We start from the raw sequence: 16,835 nt of genomic DNA on the forward strand, positions 1-16,835 counted from the left end.
TCGCGCCCACAGAATTTGCCATATTTTCGCCTGTAGGCGGGGTTTTACACCCCGCATTTTATCCGCAGGTTTTTATCTGGGGAAATGTGCAGTTGGCAAGAAGCGCGATATAAAATCGCGCCTACAGAATGTGCCACATTTTCGCCTGTAGGCGGGGTTTTACACCCCGCATTTTATCCGCAGGTTTTTATCTGGGGAAATGTGCAGTTGGCAAGACGCGCGATATAAAATCGCGCCCACAGAATGTGCTACACTTTTCGCCTGTAGGCGGGGTTTTACACCCCGCATGTTATTTAGATTTACAGTTAACAAGGATTGTTATGTATCGCTCTCATCTACTTCGCGTAGGTCGTCGCTCTATACCTTACCATGCTTATTTATTGACCTTTGTATGCGCGCAGCGTCGCAATCATTTTGATTCCCTTGAGTTTAATCGAGTAGTTGTTAATCAAATATACAGACAATGTGAAGAATCAGGCGTGTGTTTAATTGCCTATGTACTTATGCCTGATCACTGTCATCTTTTGATCCAATTGGACAAAACGACAGAATTGTCTGACTTTGTGAAAAAAGTAAAAGGTAACGTAGCTAAAGAAGCACGTCCATATTTGGCTGGGGCAAGGTTATGGCAAAGTGGATTTCATGAAAGGTGTATTCGCTGTGAAGTTGATTTGGTGGTTGCTGCGCGTTATGTCGTGGCAAATCCATTGCGTAAGAAGTTGGTCGATAAAATAGGCCAATTCCCTTATTGGAATTGCATCTATCTCTAGGCTAAGAAAAGCGCGATATAAAATCGCGCCCACAGAATTTGTCACATTTTTGCCGGTAGGCGGGTTTTACACCCCGCATTTTATCTGCAGGTTTTTATTTGGGAAAATGTGCAATTGGCAAGAAGCGCGATGTAAAATCGTGCCCACAAAAAAATCTGCTACAGTTTTTGCCTGTAGGCGGGGTTTTACACCCCGGATTTATCCGCAGGTTTTATTTGGGAAAATGTGCAGTTGGCAATACGCGCGATATAAAATCGCGCCCACAGAATGTGCCACATTTTTGCCGGTATGCAGGGTTTTACCCCCCGCATTTTATCCGCAGGTTTTTATTTGGGAAAATGTGCAGTTGGCAAGAAGCGCGATATAAAATCGCGCCCACAGAATTTGCCACATTTTTGCCTGTAGGCGGGGTTTTACACCCCGCAGAGTCAATCTTGCTTAGGCTTCTAGTGCGTGAGCTAGGCTTGTTGGCTCGATTTCAATACATACGTTGTCATCGTTCCAGTTAAGGCCAACGAGCGCGTCGTCTGCGTTCAAGTCTTCAATCCACTCATCAAGAAAATCCGCTAAGCTGATGGCAACGGGTGAAAACTCAGCCCATTCTTCTTTGCACTGAGCTTTGGCCTTAGCTTCGTCGTCCCACAATAACAATACATCAGTTTCGTCAAATTGGTTGGAATCGCAAACCACTAAGCCGCCGTCTTCTGCGCTAAGCGCCCATACTTTGTCGGCAATACGTGCGTTACTCACAAAAGTGACTACATCAGATTCGAGTTCTAGTTCATTCATACTTAATTCTCTATGCATAGTTACGTGGATCTGTCTTAGCAACCGGTAAAGTCTCAGAGACTTTGTGATGGAATGCCAGCAGTGCTGAATAGGGCTGTAAATCCCACAAATTGCGGAACAAAATCCAATCCAGTAGGCAGTATAAACTGATCTCAATATAACTGCAGTCACTATCCTTAAATTTAACAGATTGTTCATTTAATAAACTCAAGATAGTAGCGACTCGCTCTTTTTGTAGCTTAAAAAACAATTTGTCATCATCCGTATTAAAGCCAGAGCGTTGACACAGTAAAAGTTCTATCAAGGAGTCGTTAGCAGCATTGATAGTGGTCAGTGTATTCTCTTGCTGCCAACTGAGTTTGGGCAGTTTGCACTTCTCGCTGAGGTAACGATAAATCACGCCAGAATCAACAACGGTTTCTTCGCCATCGAGTAAAAAGGGGATCTTCTTCGTCGGGTTATGTTGGCTTAATGTGGCTCGACCTTCTGGTGAGAAGATATCAATATGAATATATTCATAATCAAGCTTTTGCTCATCAAGCCACAAACGCAAACGACGAACATAAGGGGAAGTGTGTGAACCATATAAAATCATCAGCTATTATCCTTTCTCCAGATAGCAGAAAACCCAAGTCCTGAATGGAGTTGGGTTTTAGTGTTTGCTTGCCAACGTTAAAACTTTAATAAACTACTGGCGCTTTAGCGTTAGCTTAGTCGCTACGACTTGTCACTTCAAGTAAGTGATAACCAAACTGAGTTTGGACTGGGCCTTGCACTTCATTAACAGGAGCGGAAAAAACCACGCGGTCAAATTCTGCTACCATCATGCCTGGGCCAAATTCTCCTAAGGCACCACCATCTTGAGCCGAAGGGCAATTCGAATGGTGTTTGGCTAATTCAGCGAAATCTTCACCGGCTAAAATGCGCGCTTTCAAGTCCAAACACTCGGCCTCACTATCGACCAAAATATGGCGTGCACTTGCTAATTTCATAGGCTTATCCTTAATCTGTTATTATTCATACTTTATTCTAGGATAAAAACGTCAAAATAACAGGTTTATTTCAGCTGCTTTTCTATCGCTTGGCGTAGCTCGTCGGATTCTGGTGTAGTTTTGCTATTAAAACGCTCAATTGTCTTGCGGTCAGCAGAAACTAAATATTTGTAAAAGTTCCAGTTTGGTGAGCTGGTGGCCGCATTCAAATGCTTGAACACGTCATTGGCATCGCTACCTCGCACAGCGGTAGTGGCCATCATTGGGAAGGTAACGCCATAGTTCATAAAACACACTTTGGCGGTATTCGCTTCGTCTTCTTCCTCTTGGAAAAAATCATCAGATGGGAAGCCAATCACCACTAAACCTTTATCTTTATAATCCTGATAAAGTTGCTCTAAACCTTTAAATTGGCCAGTAAAACCACAATTGCTGGCAGTATTTACAATCAGCAGAGGTTTGTCTTTAAACTCACATAGGTTGATAGACTCTTTTGAGTGTAATTTACGTAAACTCACATTGGTGAAATCGTCGCACTCTGAGCCTGTTGCGAAGAGTGAAACGCTTAATAACGCACTACAAATTCCGATTGTCGCAAATCTAAACATGGTTGTTTCCTTCTTAAAATAGCTGCTCTAGTATACGCAAGCATAGCGGTCTTTGATCACAACTTATCCATGAGCAACATTATAAACACAACTGACAGCCTGCCAAGTGGCATACGTCCAGCACAATTAGCGGACCTCAGCGCAATTGTCGCGATTTACAATCAAACTATTGCTGGCCGCATGGTCACCGCAGATACCGAAGAGGTGAGTGTGGAATCTCGGCGTGAATGGTTTTTAGGCCACACAGCAACGCGGCCAATCTTTGTCTACGAAGAAGCTGGGGTCGTGCTGGCGTGGATAAGCTTCAAATCATTCTACGGTCGTCCTGCCTATAATGGTACTGTGGAAGTGAGTATTTACATTACTAAACAAGCTCAAGGTAAGGGGCTAGGTAAAAAGCTTTTAGAGTTTGCGGAACAATTTGCGCCAAGCATTAAGGTGAATGTGTTACTTGGTTTTATCTTCAGCCACAATTTACCAAGTATTGCGCTATTTGAGCGACAAGGTTTTACGCTGTGGGGCCAACTGCCGGAAATTGCCGTTATGGACGATAAACGCTACAGCTTGAGTATTTTTGGTAAACAACTCGACAAACATACTCTTACTACTTGAAGCCTAGCTGTAACGCTAACTGGTTTAGGTATAGTTCGTTCTTTACTTGGTTTATTGTCCCGAAATTATCTTGATAACAAGTTAACCTATTGATGTAATTATGGATTAAATTCCTTTCTTCAAACATGACGTCGCGATGATTTGCGCTACACTCAATAAAGCGCGAAATTTTAAGAGCGACGTTATGGCAAATCAGGTCTTGATCATTGACAGTAATAGTGTGTTGGCAATGCGCATTAAAGTGCTTTGCGAATTATTGGGTTGCACAGTAGAGCACATGCATTATCTGTCGCTCAAAGATAACACCAACTTTGCATTATATGACGTGATTGTAATTGCTCATGGTATGCCGCAAAACTGCATTCCAGTGCTGAGTACACTTAACAATCATCAAAAACTTATCTTACTGGCACCAAAACCTGATAATACCGAACATTTAAAAGCTTTTAGCACACTTAACAAAGTGTTACCCAATGCGATTGTGATCTATCCCTTTTTCGCCAATAAAGACATCACAGGTTTATTGGAACGGGTCTTGGAGGTCGGTAGTCACAGTCGCTTAGTACTTCCCAATGTGTTGGTGGTCGATCACAACGAAGAGCGCCTTGAGCATATCGCCAGTAATTTGCGCAGCGCACAAATTAAAGTGCTGACAGCCAGTGATTTGGATGGTGCGCTACAAATCGCGCAAACCTGTTTTATTGATTTGCTGATCAGCGACTTTAATTTAGGGCATGTATCGGGGCTCGAAATATTTCGCCAACTTAAGCAGTATCAACCCAATTGCCGCTGCTTACTCCTGACTTCAAGGCCAAATCAAGTCGATATGCTGGTGGCGATCCGGCAGGGGGTTGACGATGTATTAGTTAAGCCAGTTAACGAAAACACCTTATTGCAAGCGTTGCATAAGCTGTGGCAAAACGAATTACTGCGCCGCCATAACCAAGAGCTAGTGGAGCGTTTGCAAGCCACGGTCGATGCGTTGATAGAGCGGGACAGCTTACTGCGGGTTATTTATAAACATACCCCAGACCCCATCATTTTGTTTAATCGCAATGGTAAAGTGATTGAAGCGAATGATGCATTTTCGCAACTCTTTAACGAGCCTGTCGAATCGCTGGCAGGCAGCTCGATTTATCATTTAATTGAGTCTGAATGCGCTGAGCAGTTTCGAGAAACAATCAGAGTAGAGAGCAGTAAGCGGCAGTTTAGCTGCGATGTAAACCTCAGTACCAAAGATGGTGGTGTGCCGTTTGTGGGGTCTTTTAGTGAAATTGATTACCACGGCGAAATGGCGCTGGCGGTTATCTTTAAAAATGTTGCACATTTAAAAGAAAAGGAAGAAGTGCTAGAAGAGGCAAAAGCCACTTTAGAGGAAGAGGTACAGGCTCGAACGGCGCAATTATTACTTGCTAAAGAGCAGGCAGAAGCAGCCAACTTAAGTAAGTCGGAGTTTCTAGCCAATATGTCCCATGAGCTGCGCACGCCTATGCATTCAATTCTCAGCTTTACCCGGTTTGGTCTAGATAAATTGGGGCAAGGTGAGGTGCCAATTGACAAACTGCACAAATATTTATCCCGTATTGAAACCAGCGGTGAGCGGTTGTTATCGCTACTCAATAATCTGCTCGACCTCTCCAAACTGGAAGCGGGTAAATTCCCGTTTCGTCCTGACTTTCATGATTTAGGTGGGATCTTAAAATCAGGCATTGATGATGTTGCTGGCAGCGCTCTAGCTAAGCACATTGAGCTGATTTTCCATCCACCTTCAACGGTTGTGAAATGTTGGTGTGATAACGAACAAATCAATCAAGTGATCCGCAATTTGCTGGGAAATGCCATAAAATTTAGTTCAGAAGACTCACAGGTGATGCTGCGTCTAAAAGTTGATGATGGAAAAGCTAGGATCAAAATCATCGATAATGGTGTGGGTATTCCTGAAGACGAGCTAGAACATATTTTTTCCAAATTTGCGCAAAGTAGTAAAACTGACAGCGGGGCGGGAGGAACAGGGCTTGGCTTAGCACTGTGCCGTGAGTTTGTCTCGTTACACGGCGGCAATATTTACGCAACTAATAATAAGTCTGCGGGTGCGACAATCCACATTGAATTGCCATTAACACCCGCTGCCCCTAATTAAGACTTAAGTATGCATGGAAATGTCAGTAGATAGTGTGGCAATAGTTGACGCTTAACACTATAACTTAGCTAAAGCGTGATTTTTAATGAGAGAATGGTTATGGCATTACAACGCGTACTGGCAGTAGACGATGAGCCCTTTAATCTAGAAATTATTGAAGAGATACTGGAAGATTTGGATTTCGAGCTGGCCACTGCAGCAAGTGGCCCTGAGTGTTTAGAGATTGTAGAAAAGTTCGATCCGCAGGTGATTTTGCTCGACGTCAGTATGCCGCAAATGAGTGGTTATGAGGTATGTAAGGCGTTAAAAGCCAACCCAAAAACCGCTCATATCGTTGTAATGTTTGTATCCGCCAGAGGCTCAGTTGAGGAGCGCATGGAAGGTTATGCGGTGGGGGCGGAAGATTATATCGTCAAACCTTTCGGCCATACGGAATTAAAGTCTAAGCTTTTGTACCTTAAAAAGATGTTGGCTGAGAAAGAGCAGTTAGTGCAACAAGTAGAAGATGCCACCAATACTGCCTTTAGTGCTATGGTAACCAGTAGCGAAATGGGCCAAATAGTTAATTACATTGAGCAAATTGGCGAGATAAATCAATTAGGTGAATTAGCTCAAGCGCTCATTATGTGTTTAAGTTCTTTTGGGCTTAGTTGCAATATCGAATTGCGTACCAATGATACCCGCCAGCATTTTTCAACATCCGGTATTTGCTCACCGATAGTCATTGAGCTGTTTGAAATCTTAAAAGGTAAAGGGCGGTTGCATGAGTTTACCAATCGGATTTTGGTGAACTATGAGCAGATCAGCATCTTAATTTTGAATATGCCTAACGACGACCCAGACAAACGCGGTCGCATTCGTGACCATATTTGCTTCATCACTTCAGTGACTGAACAGCAATTAAGGGCCATTGTGACCCGAGATAGATTGTTGACGCAGCAGCAAAATCTCAACGAAGTGATAGGTATGGTGCACAATAAATTCCATACTTTAGTTTCTATGCTTGATTCGAATCGCAAAGATAACGAAGCGGTATTTAAAGAGTTACAGGAGGAATTTGAACAGCGCATTCCTTCGATGGGCTTGGACGAAGACCAAGAGATCTTTATTTATTCTAAACTCGATAAAGCCATTCAGCGCTCAATTGCCCGTGAAGGTGCGGTAGCGGATGTGAAAAGTGCATTTAAGGAAATCGAAAGCGATTTAGCGCTACTAGCTCAGCATGTAAATCACTAATCTAGCCTGTAGAATACCATGCGGGGTGTAAAACCCCGCCCACAGGTGAAGTATAAATACCTTGTAGGCGTGATTTTATATCGCGCTTTGGGTTGGGTTCATAACATACGGGTGTAAAACCCCGCCGTCCATAGGGAAATATGAATATCTTGTAGGCGCGATTTTATATCGCGCTTTGGATTGGGTTCATAACATACGGGTGTAAAACCCCGCCAACAGAGAAGTATGAATACCTTGTAGGCGCGATTTTATATCGCGCTTTTGGTTGGGTTCATAACATACGGGTGTAAAACCCCGCCCACAGGTGAAGTATAAATACCTTGTAGGCGTGATTTTATATCGCGCTTTGGGTTGGGTTCATAACATACGGGTGTAAAACCCCGCCGTCCATAGGGAAATATGAACACCTTGTAGGCGCGATTTTATATCGCGCTTTTGGTTTGGGTTCATAACATGCGGGGCGTAATACCCCGCCGTCCACATGGAAATATGAATGCCTTGTCGGCGCGATTTTATATGGCGCTTTGGTTTGGGTTCATAACATACGGGTGTAAAACCCCGCCCACAAGGGGATATGAATACCTTGTAGGCGCGATTTTATATCGCGCAGGTGGTTAAGCGTCTCTGGGTAAGCCTTTCTCGACGATGCGAATAAGCCGAGAGATTTTACGGTTTTCAGCATCATTTTTTAGCTGCTGTTGCTCTAGTGCCCAGTCAATATGCAGTTGTACCAGTTCACTTACGTGTGGTCGTTTGGCTTGTAATGCCGCCACTATGTTAGGGTCAAATGGGGCATTGCCGAGGCCAACGGCCAAATTACGTAGCCAGCGCTCATGTCCTATGCGGCGAATGGCACTCCCTTCGGTATGCTTTAAGAATGTCGCTTCATCCCAGCCAAAAAGTTCAAGTAACGGCTTGTCTTTGATTTTTTCGCGCGGTAAAAAATCTGCTTCTTGGGTAATTTGACCGTAACGATTCCACGGACACACCAGCTGACAATCGTCACAGCCATAAATACGATTACCCATTTTACTGCGAAACTCTAGAGGAATGGGGCCGTCTAGCTCGATTGTTAAATAGGAAATACACTTGCGCGCATCTACCACGTAAGGCTCGACAATCGCGCCTGTTGGGCACAACGTTAAACAAGCGGTACACTTACCGCAGCCTTCACTCTGGGTTGGTGTATCTATTGGCAGAGGAATATCGACGAATAATTCCCCTAAGAAAAACCACGACCCCATTTCACGGTGGATCAATAAACTGTTTTTGCCGCGCCAGCCGAGTCCGGCTTTTTCTGCTAGTTGCCGCTCCAACACAGGCGCAGAATCAACAAAAGGGCGGTAGCCGAGTTCGCTGACTTCCGCTTTGATCTGCTCACCGAGCTGTTTAAGCTTGTTGCGCATGACTTTATGGTAGTCACGACCCAGTGCATAGCGACTAACGTAGGCAATATCGGATTGTTTAAGTGCTTTGGCGAAACTGGCGTCCGGTGGTAAATAATGCATTTTGACGCAAATAATGCGTTGGGTGCCTGGCACTAATTCAGCAGGGCGGGCGCGTTTCATACCATGGCTTGCCATATAATGCATGCTGCCGTGATAGCCTAAATCGAGCCAACGTTGCAATTGTGCTTCATGTTCACTGAGATCAACATCAGTAATAGCCACGTCGGCAAATCCAAGTGCTTTACCCCATTGCTTAATTTTCTCAGCTAGGTCACGATAATCAATATTTGGCGTGGTCACAGAAGTCTATCGGAATGAAACAATACAGTGCCAATTTACCACAAAAAGCCTATACCGCCCAACAAGTTCAAGAAAACGAGCAACAAGCGGCGGAATTAAGCGCCACCACACTCAGTCATTTAATGCAGCGTGCCGGCGCTGCGGTGTGTAGTTATATCCTTGATTATTGCAAATTACACCAGCTGGAAGCCGCTAGCTGCTTGATTCTAGTCGGTAAAGGCAATAACGCCGGTGATGGTTATATTGTCGCTGAGCTACTACGTCAACAAGGTTTGAGCGTAACCGTGTGGGCCTTGTTTGCACCACAACTGCTGACTGGAGATGCAAAAAATGCTTGGCTTGCCTATCAGCAAGCAGGCGGAGTCATTACCGAGAATTGCCCTGAAAGTGTGTTTGATGCCGCGATAATTGTCGATGGGGTCTTTGGCAGTGGCTTTAAAGGTGAACTCCCAGCAAATGTGCAGGACGCGTTTGCGCTCGTTAATGGTCTTAGTGTCCACCGAGTCAGTATTGACTTGCCAAGCGGTGTAAATGGCACGTCAGCAGCGGTCGCTGAAGGCACGTTTTGCGCCGACACTACGGTTACTTTTATTGCCCTTAAACAAGGTATGCTCACGGGAGCTGCTCGTGGTTATGTGGGGCAACTGCTCTTTGCTGGGCTGGGTGTGGCCAAGTCGTTTTCTAAGTTACTGAAGGCGCCAAGCCACTACAGTAATGCCGAAAACCTATTACAACATAAACCCGTGCGTGCTTTTGACAGCTATAAACATCAGCTTGGCCATGTGCTGTTAATTGGTGGCAATCTAGGCATGGCGGGAGCAATTCGCTTAGCCGCAGAAGCTTGTTTGCGTAGCGGCGCTGGGCTGGTTAGTGTGGCGACGCACCCCGCCAATCAAGCAGTGGTATTGCAAGGGCGATATGAGCTAATGGTACATGGTGTTGCGGATGCCAAAGCGCTGCAGCCTCTGCTCGAAAAAGCGAGTGTGGTGGTCATAGGGCCTGGGCTTGGTCAAGACAGCTGGGCAGAGCAATTACTTGGTGCGTGTAAAGATTTAACCGTGCCGCTTATCTGTGATGCCGATGCGCTGAATTTATTAGCGCAGCAGCCAAGTTGTTGTAAACCTGCAGTGATCACTCCGCATTTGGGTGAGGCTAAAAAGTTGCTCGCGGGCTTCGCCGCCAATAACACCACACTGCCGGAAGCGTTAGATAGGTTTAGCATGGCAGAAGTTTTAGCTACGCAGTTGGACACGATTTGTGTGTTAAAAGGACCCGGTTCACTGGTACAGTCGCCCGAGCGGCGAAATATTAATCGGTCAGGTTGTGCAGCGATGGCGAGTGCTGGGATGGGGGACGTGTTATCTGGTATTATTGCCGCGCTTGTCGCGCAACAAGTGCCGTTATTTGCAGCAGTCAGCCTAGCTGTGTATATTCATGGTTTGGCTGCTGAAGAAGCTGCGAAAGACGGTGCAATTGGTTTATTGGCAAGCGATTTGTTTAGCCATATTCGACGTATTTTGGGGTAACAATGACCACACAATTAAGCATTCCGTTGGCGGATGAAGCGGCTACCGTGCAGCTTGGTAACCGTATTGCAACTATAGTCAAAGCGGGTGCGGTAATTTATCTGCATGGTGATTTGGGTGCAGGTAAAACCACTTTATCGCGCGGCATTGTGCAAGGTTTTGGTCATCAAGGTAAGGTTAAGAGTCCTACCTATACTTTAGTTGAACCTTATGAGCTTGCCGAGGTCAATATTTATCATTTTGATCTTTATCGTTTAGGCTCACCAGAAGAGCTTGAATATATGGGCATTCGTGATTATTTCGATACCACGGCGGTGTGCATTGTAGAATGGCCGGAAAAAGGTCATGGCTTTATCCCAACCCCAGATCTGGATGTAACGATGCAGTATGAGGGTGAAGCAAGGCGTTTTTATGCCGTCGCTCAATCCGTGCGCGGTGAACAACTATTACAACAATTACAAACCGATGAAAGTGAGTGATCTTTTCAATAAGTTATTGCTAAGCTGGCGCAACCTGCTGGCGCTGCTGCTGTGCTTACCTATCGTGGTAATGGCAGCAAACAAAATTGAAGGGGTGCGGGTGTGGCCGTCGCCCGAAAGTACGCGTGTGGTGTTTGATCTCGAGCAAAAGCCCGATTTTAGCTATTTTATGCTGCAAAACCCAGCCCGTTTAGTGATTGATCTTGAATCTACCGACAAGCTCAATACCTTGCCTGCCATTCCCGAAGAACACAAAATTATCAAGCGCATGCGTTACAGCAAACCCAAAGATAAGAAAAGTATTCGGGTGGTGTTTGATTTATTGCAAAATGCCAAGCCTGTGGTATTCGCCTTAGCGCCAACTGGGCCTTATAAAGACCGCTTAGTGGTGGATTTATACGGCACGCAAATGAGTGTTTACAGTAATGAGAGTAACAGTGCAAAACGCAGTGTTGAGCGCGCCAAAGACCGTAATATTATCATTGCTATCGACGCTGGGCATGGTGGTGAAGACCCAGGTTCAATAGGTCCTGCGGGCACTTATGAGAAAAACATTACTCTCCAAATTGCCAAACGTTTAGCGCGTTTGGTTGATGCCGAACCTGGTATGGAAGCGCGTTTGATTCGTACAGGCGACTACTTTGTTAACCTCAATACTCGTACCGTGCGAGCGCGTGAACGTAAGGCGGATTTCTTTGTTTCCATTCATGCAGACGCATTCTCAAGGCCAGAGCCAAATGGTTCCTCGGTTTGGGTGTTGTCGCTGCGCCGTGCCAACTCTGAAATTGGTAAATGGCTCGAAGATACCGAAAAGCATTCACAGTTGCTAGGTGGTGCGGCGGATGTGATAAAAGACACTGCCAACGAAAAATATCTGGCAAAAGCCTTGTTAGATATGTCGATGGATCATTCGATGAAAACGGGTTTTCAAGTCGCCGAAGAAGTGGTCAGTGAGCTGCGCAAAGTGACTAAGCTTCATAAACGTGAGCCGCAGGCGGCTAACTTTGGGGTATTGAAATCACCCGACATTCCTTCCATTTTGGTGGAAACTGGGTTTATTTCTAACCCCAAAGAAGAGCAACTATTGCTTTCTGGCTCGCATCAAGAAAAGCTTGCGCGCGCGATATTTAATTCTTTGAAGCAATATTATTGGCAAAATCCACCGGTGGATTCCTTGTTCGCCTCGCTTAAGGCTGATAATCCGACCATTCATAAAGTTCAAGCCGGCGAGTCATTAAGTGTGCTTGCCAGCCGCTATGGTGTGTCGGTTGAGGCGTTGAAAAGAGTGAATAGTCTTAAGTCTAACACTTTGTTTATTGGTCAGGTCTTGACCATTCCAAAGGCTTAACGTGGTATTTAACCGACTAAGGTAACGCATGGCAATTGAGATCTTACCTGCTCGCTTAGCAAACCAAATAGCAGCAGGTGAAGTGGTGGAGCGGCCCGCTTCTGTGGTTAAAGAGCTGGTAGAAAACAGCCTAGATTCGGGTGCAAACCGTATCCAAATCGACATTGAACGCGGTGGTCACAAGCTTATTCGGATCCGTGATAATGGCAGTGGCATTGACCAGCATGAGTTGGTGCTTGCGCTATCGCGCCATGCGACCAGTAAACTGAAAACCCTCGACGATTTAGAATGTATAGCAAGCCTTGGTTTTCGTGGCGAGGCGCTGGCCTCTATCAGTTCAGTGTCTCGGCTGACGCTAAGCTCCAAACCGGCAGCGCAAGAAACCGCTTGGCAGGCATTTGCTGAAGGCCGCGACATGGCGGTGCAAGTGCAGCCTACTGCGCATCCTGACGGTACTACGGTTGAAGTAAAAGACTTATTTTTTAACACCCCGGCGCGGCGCAAATTTTTACGAACGGAAAAAACCGAGTTTGCCCATATTGAAGAGCTGGTAAAGCGCATTGCGCTGAGTCGTTTTGACGTCGCGATTACTTTAACGCATAACGGCAAAGTGGTGCGCCAGTTTCGCCCAAGCTTAGATGGCAGCAATGATGTACAGCGCGTCGCGCAAGTAGCAGGTAAAGCGTTTTTGACTGAAGCTTGCCACTTGCAAGCCGGTAATGAAGGCCTGTCGTTACATGGTTGGTTAATGCCAGTTGGTACTTCGGGGACCACGCAATACACCTATGTGAATGGCCGAATGATGCGTGACAAGTTGATTTTACACGCCATTCGCCAAGCTTTTGAAGAAGTTGTGGGCAGTATTGAGTTGCCCAGTTTTGTGTTATTTGTCGAGCTAGATCCAAGGCAAGTTGACGTCAATGTCCATCCGGCTAAGCACGAAGTGCGTTTTCACCAAGCACGTTTGGTGCATGACTTTATTGTTCAAGCTTTAAAACCCGCGATTAGCAGCGAAGTTTCGCCAAGCTTGCTGGTGGCACATGGCGATGGCGTAGAGCACGACCACAGCGCGGTTTTTGATGCAGCGTGGCACAATGATTTCGAGCAAAATCAACAGCAAAATAGTGAGCGTGACTACGTCGCACCGCTACGCAAAGCGCACCAACCCGCCGCCGAGCATTCCAGCTATTTATCTCAACAGTTATCTCAAGAGTTATCTCACGAGCAAACGTATGCGGATAGCGGCGATATGCTCAGTGCAAAAGCGGGTAATGCGCGCGGAAGTTCAGGCTCTCGGGGCTATACTGCTCGTGCATCATCACCCCATAGCGGCACGGCCAGTTCAAGCAGCAAGCACAATTACAATGTCAATGCGCTGTACCAACAATTGCAAGTGCGCGAAACGGACTTGGTAGCTGCGCCAACTGAACACTTAACCACAGCCACGCCAAACTTTACCTCAGTGATGTTTTTACCTTTGGGGCTACGCCTTGAGCAGCGCCAAGACGGCTTGTACTTAAGCCGTTATCGCGATGCACTGGCATGTTATTGGCAAAGCGAACTAGAACATCAAGGCACTTTAAACTCTAAAGCCTTGTTGTTACCAGTGCGGGTAAGTTTAAGTGCAGAGCAAATCCCTTTGTTTGAAAAATACCAGTCTTGGCTCGCCTTACTGGGTTTTGAGATCCAGTTATTTACCAGCTACATCATAGTGAAAAAACTGCCACCGGCATTGTATTCAATTGATGTTGCGGAAATGATTCAGCGCATTGTCAGATTGCTTATGCAAGACTTAGTGGCGCAGTGGCAAAGTCATGAGTGGCTTGGGTGGTTTATTGAGCAAATTCCTGACAATTTCTTGCAAAGCCAAAGTTTTTCCGAGCTTCGCCAAGAAATTGAAAAAAATCCGCAATGTATCGCCCGTTTAGTGGAAAAAGCAGTTAAAATAGATCCTATGCTGTTAATGGCGCAATTTTCGAAAGAGAAGTAATTTGGAACATAAACCCGTTATTACCTTGATGGGACCAACTGCTGCGGGTAAAACTGACCTTGCAATTGCACTGTGCCAACATCTTAATACCGAAGTGATTAGTGTTGATTCGGCTTTAGTGTATCGTGGTATGGATATTGGCACTGCCAAGCCCAACGCCGCGGAACAAGCGTTGGCACCGCATCATTTGATTGATATTTTAGACCCCAGCGAAAGTTACTCTGTTGCCGATTTTCGCCGCGATGCAGTTGCGCAAATTGAGCGTTTACATGCGCTGGGCAAAATACCTATCTTAGTCGGTGGTACTATGATGTATTTTAAGGCTTTGATTGACGGATTGTCGCCATTGCCTGAAGCTGATGCGATAATACGAGCTGGGTTAGAAAGCGAGGCGCAAGCGAAAGGCTGGCCTGCGATGCACCAATTGTTGCAGCAGGTAGACCCTGAAGCAGCGAGTAAAATCAGCGAAAATGACTCTCAGCGCATTAATCGCGCGTTGGAAGTATATCGTCTCACGGGTAAAGCCATGAGTGAGTTGCAGCAAGTGAAAGAAGCACCGTTGCCTTATACGTTCCACCAATTTGCCATTGCGCCCGCTGACAGAGCCGTGCTGCATGAACGTATCGCGTTGAGATATAAAAAAATGTTGGAAGAGGGGTTTGAAAACGAAGTTTCGGCCTTATATCAACGACAAGATTTGCATCCTGATTTACCATCTATTCGCTGTGTTGGATATCGGCAGATGTGGGATTATTTAGCGGGACGCTGTGATTACGACGAAATGGTGTTCAAAGGTATCGCAGCGACTCGACAGCTTGCCAAACGGCAGCTGACTTGGTTACGAAGCTGGCCCGAAGTCACTTGGCTTGACAGTGGAGACCAAGAAAACTTGCAACGTGTTGTAAGTTCGCTAAGCTAATAAAAGTTGGGGCGAAAAAAGTTCTGATTTTTACCGGCCAATTACAATAACACCTAGAACTAAGGAAAATAACATGGCAAAAGGCCAATCGTTACAAGATCCATTTTTGAATGCGTTACGTCGTGAGCGTGTTCCCGTTTCAATCTTTTTAGTTAACGGAATTAAATTACAAGGCAAAATCCAATCGTTTGATCAGTTTGTGATTTTACTTGAAAACACTGTAAACCAAATGGTTTATAAACATGCCATCTCTACTGTGGTGCCTGCGCGCGCAATTACTTTCCAAGGTATTCAAGGTACTGACGGCGTAGACAACCCAGATGATGGTAACTATTAACGTAGGAGCGTAATGCTTGTTTGACCGTTATGAAGCCGGCGAACAGGCAATCTTGGTTCATATTAACTTTTCTCACGAGAGCGACCGCGAGGATCTGCACGAGTTAGAAATGTTAGTGTCTTCTGCGGGTGTTAATAGTTTGGCGGTTGTGCAAGGCAGCCGTCAGACACCCCATGCAAAGTTTTTCGTCGGAACTGGTAAAGCAGAAGAAATTGCCGAGATTGTCAAAATCCACAATGCGGATGTCGTCATCTTTAACCACCAACTTAGCCCCTCTCAAGAACGAAATTTAGAGCGTGTTTGCCAATGTCGGGTGTTAGATAGAACATCATTGATCTTAGACATTTTTGCCCAGCGAGCACGAACCCACGAAGGTAAACTGCAAGTTGAGTTGGCGCAGCTTAAACATATCTCCACACGTTTAATTCGCGGCTGGACTCACTTAGAACGCCAAAAAGGCGGGATTGGTTTACGCGGACCTGGTGAAACACAGCTGGAGACTGACCGTCGTTTACTTAAAGCGCGGTTGAAAACCATTATGAAACGTCTCGAAAAAGTGGCGTTAGTACGTGAACAAGGTCGTCGTGCGCGTAGCCGCAACGATGTCCCAACGGTGTCATTGGTCGGTTATACCAACGCGGGAAAATCGAGTTTGTTTAATCGGATCACCAATGCCGATGTTTACGCGGCGGATCAACTTTTTGCCACCTTAGACCCAACATTACGTAAAGTTGAGTTGCAGGATGCCGGGGCGGTGATTTTAGCGGATACGGTGGGCTTTATTCGCCATTTACCCCATGATTTGGTCGCGGCATTTAAAGCAACGCTAACAGAAACCCGTGAAGCGGATTTACAACTTCATGTCGTCGATGCGGCGGATCCGCGTATCGTCGGTAACATGAAAGAAGTACAATCAGTGCTTAAGGAAATTGAAGCCAATCATGTGCCGCAGCTGCTGGTGTATAACAAAATTGATTTGCTGGCGGATACCGAGCCTATGATCGAGCGTGATGATAACGGCGCGCCGATTCGTGTGTGGTTGTCGGCGCAAACTGGGGCTGGGGTTGAGTTGTTGTTTCAGGCAATGACTGAGCTGTTATCGAAAAAAGTCCTAGCCGCAACGCTTTGTATCCCTGCCAATTTGGGTAAATTGCGTGGTTCACTCTTCACTTTGAATAGTGTCCAACAAGAAAGCTACGACGAGCAAGGTAACTGGTTAATTGATGTGCGTATGCCGATGGTTGATTGGGAAAAACTGAAAAAGGAACACCGTCATAACTTAGATGACTTGATTGTTCAGGCTTAAGCATAGACAATTTACTGGGAAAATAACCAAATCTG

16 protein-coding genes are annotated in these 16,835 nt (G+C 45.7%); 11 read left to right on the top strand and 5 right to left on the bottom strand.

The features are described 5' to 3' along the window. Positions 1–320 precede the first annotated feature (320 nt). Complete coding sequence (locus ACFOEE_RS11425; RefSeq protein WP_377124292.1) at positions 321–770, top strand: REP-associated tyrosine transposase; 450 nt, start codon at positions 321–323, stop codon at positions 768–770. 438 nt (positions 771–1,208) lie between these two features. On the opposite strand, the gene ACFOEE_RS11430 is transcribed toward ACFOEE_RS11425, so the two are convergent. From ACFOEE_RS11430 to ACFOEE_RS11445, 4 genes are all read right to left on the bottom strand, one after another. Further along, positions 1,209–1,559 (bottom strand): DUF2750 domain-containing protein, encoded by a 351-nt coding sequence (locus ACFOEE_RS11430; RefSeq protein ID WP_377124294.1) that lies wholly within the window; start codon positions 1,557–1,559, stop codon positions 1,209–1,211. Positions 1,560–1,569: 10 nt separating this feature from the next. Further along, the gene (locus tag ACFOEE_RS11435; RefSeq protein ID WP_377124296.1) at positions 1,570–2,154 is read right to left on the bottom strand and encodes a glutathione S-transferase family protein; all 585 of its coding nucleotides are present in this window, start codon (positions 2,152–2,154) and stop codon (positions 1,570–1,572) included. A 115-nt stretch (positions 2,155–2,269) separates the two neighbouring features. Further along, positions 2,270–2,551 (bottom strand): peptidylprolyl isomerase, encoded by a 282-nt coding sequence (locus tag ACFOEE_RS11440; protein ID WP_377124298.1) that lies wholly within the window; start codon positions 2,549–2,551, stop codon positions 2,270–2,272. Positions 2,552–2,616: 65 nt separating this feature from the next. Beyond that, on the bottom strand, positions 2,617–3,159 hold the full coding sequence (locus ACFOEE_RS11445; protein WP_377124300.1) for a glutathione peroxidase: 543 nt from the start codon (positions 3,157–3,159) through the stop codon (positions 2,617–2,619). A gap of 69 nt (positions 3,160–3,228) precedes the next feature. On the opposite strand from ACFOEE_RS11445, the gene ACFOEE_RS11450 reads away from it, so the two are divergent. The 3 genes from ACFOEE_RS11450 to ACFOEE_RS11460 all read left to right on the top strand — a co-directional run bounded on the left by ACFOEE_RS11450 (position 3,229) and on the right by ACFOEE_RS11460 (position 7,147). Beyond that, positions 3,229–3,771: a GNAT family N-acetyltransferase gene (locus ACFOEE_RS11450; protein WP_377124302.1), complete on the top strand. Its 543-nt coding sequence runs from the start codon at positions 3,229–3,231 to the stop codon at positions 3,769–3,771. A gap of 184 nt (positions 3,772–3,955) precedes the next feature. Continuing rightward, complete coding sequence (locus ACFOEE_RS11455) at positions 3,956–5,911, top strand: ATP-binding protein (RefSeq protein WP_377124304.1); 1,956 nt, start codon at positions 3,956–3,958, stop codon at positions 5,909–5,911. Positions 5,912–6,010: 99 nt separating this feature from the next. Continuing rightward, positions 6,011–7,147 carry a response regulator gene (locus tag ACFOEE_RS11460; RefSeq protein WP_377124306.1) on the top strand — a complete coding sequence of 379 codons (1,137 nt, stop codon included), beginning with the start codon at positions 6,011–6,013 and terminating at the stop codon, positions 7,145–7,147. 614 nt (positions 7,148–7,761) lie between these two features. Here ACFOEE_RS11460 and queG read toward each other — a convergent pair. Next, on the bottom strand, positions 7,762–8,895 hold the full coding sequence (gene queG / locus ACFOEE_RS11465; protein ID WP_377124309.1) for a tRNA epoxyqueuosine(34) reductase QueG: 1,134 nt from the start codon (positions 8,893–8,895) through the stop codon (positions 7,762–7,764). Between the two features lie 14 nt (positions 8,896–8,909). Here queG and ACFOEE_RS11470 point away from each other — a divergent pair, with 14 nt between their 5' ends. The 7 genes from ACFOEE_RS11470 (at position 8,910) to hflX (ending at position 16,800) form a co-directional block, all read left to right on the top strand. Further along, entirely contained in the window at positions 8,910–10,421 is a 1,512-nt protein-coding gene (locus ACFOEE_RS11470; RefSeq protein WP_377124311.1) for an NAD(P)H-hydrate dehydratase, read from the top strand. Positions 10,422–10,423: 2 nt separating this feature from the next. Then, positions 10,424–10,900, top strand: a complete 477-nt coding sequence (tsaE, locus tag ACFOEE_RS11475; RefSeq protein ID WP_377124313.1) for a tRNA (adenosine(37)-N6)-threonylcarbamoyltransferase complex ATPase subunit type 1 TsaE — start codon at positions 10,424–10,426, stop codon at positions 10,898–10,900. A 70-nt stretch (positions 10,901–10,970) separates the two neighbouring features. Continuing rightward, the gene (locus tag ACFOEE_RS11480) at positions 10,971–12,248 is read left to right on the top strand and encodes an N-acetylmuramoyl-L-alanine amidase (protein WP_377124435.1); all 1,278 of its coding nucleotides are present in this window, start codon (positions 10,971–10,973) and stop codon (positions 12,246–12,248) included. Between the two features lie 28 nt (positions 12,249–12,276). Beyond that, positions 12,277–14,238 carry a DNA mismatch repair endonuclease MutL gene (gene mutL, locus ACFOEE_RS11485; RefSeq protein WP_377124315.1) on the top strand — a complete coding sequence of 654 codons (1,962 nt, stop codon included), beginning with the start codon at positions 12,277–12,279 and terminating at the stop codon, positions 14,236–14,238. A gap of 1 nt (position 14,239) precedes the next feature. Further along, a complete protein-coding gene (gene miaA, locus ACFOEE_RS11490) occupies positions 14,240–15,157 on the top strand; it encodes a tRNA (adenosine(37)-N6)-dimethylallyltransferase MiaA (RefSeq protein WP_377124317.1) in 918 nt (305 codons plus the stop codon). Positions 15,158–15,230: 73 nt separating this feature from the next. Beyond that, positions 15,231–15,494 (top strand): RNA chaperone Hfq, encoded by a 264-nt coding sequence (gene hfq / locus ACFOEE_RS11495; RefSeq protein ID WP_377124319.1) that lies wholly within the window; start codon positions 15,231–15,233, stop codon positions 15,492–15,494. A 16-nt stretch (positions 15,495–15,510) separates the two neighbouring features. Continuing rightward, a complete protein-coding gene (hflX, locus tag ACFOEE_RS11500; protein WP_377124321.1) occupies positions 15,511–16,800 on the top strand; it encodes a ribosome rescue GTPase HflX in 1,290 nt (429 codons plus the stop codon). Positions 16,801–16,835 lie beyond the last annotated feature (35 nt).

It is taken from the genome of Pseudoalteromonas fenneropenaei, from assembly GCF_042643375.1.
GTDB classification, from domain to species: Bacteria; Pseudomonadota; Gammaproteobacteria; order Enterobacterales; family Alteromonadaceae; genus Pseudoalteromonas; species Pseudoalteromonas fenneropenaei.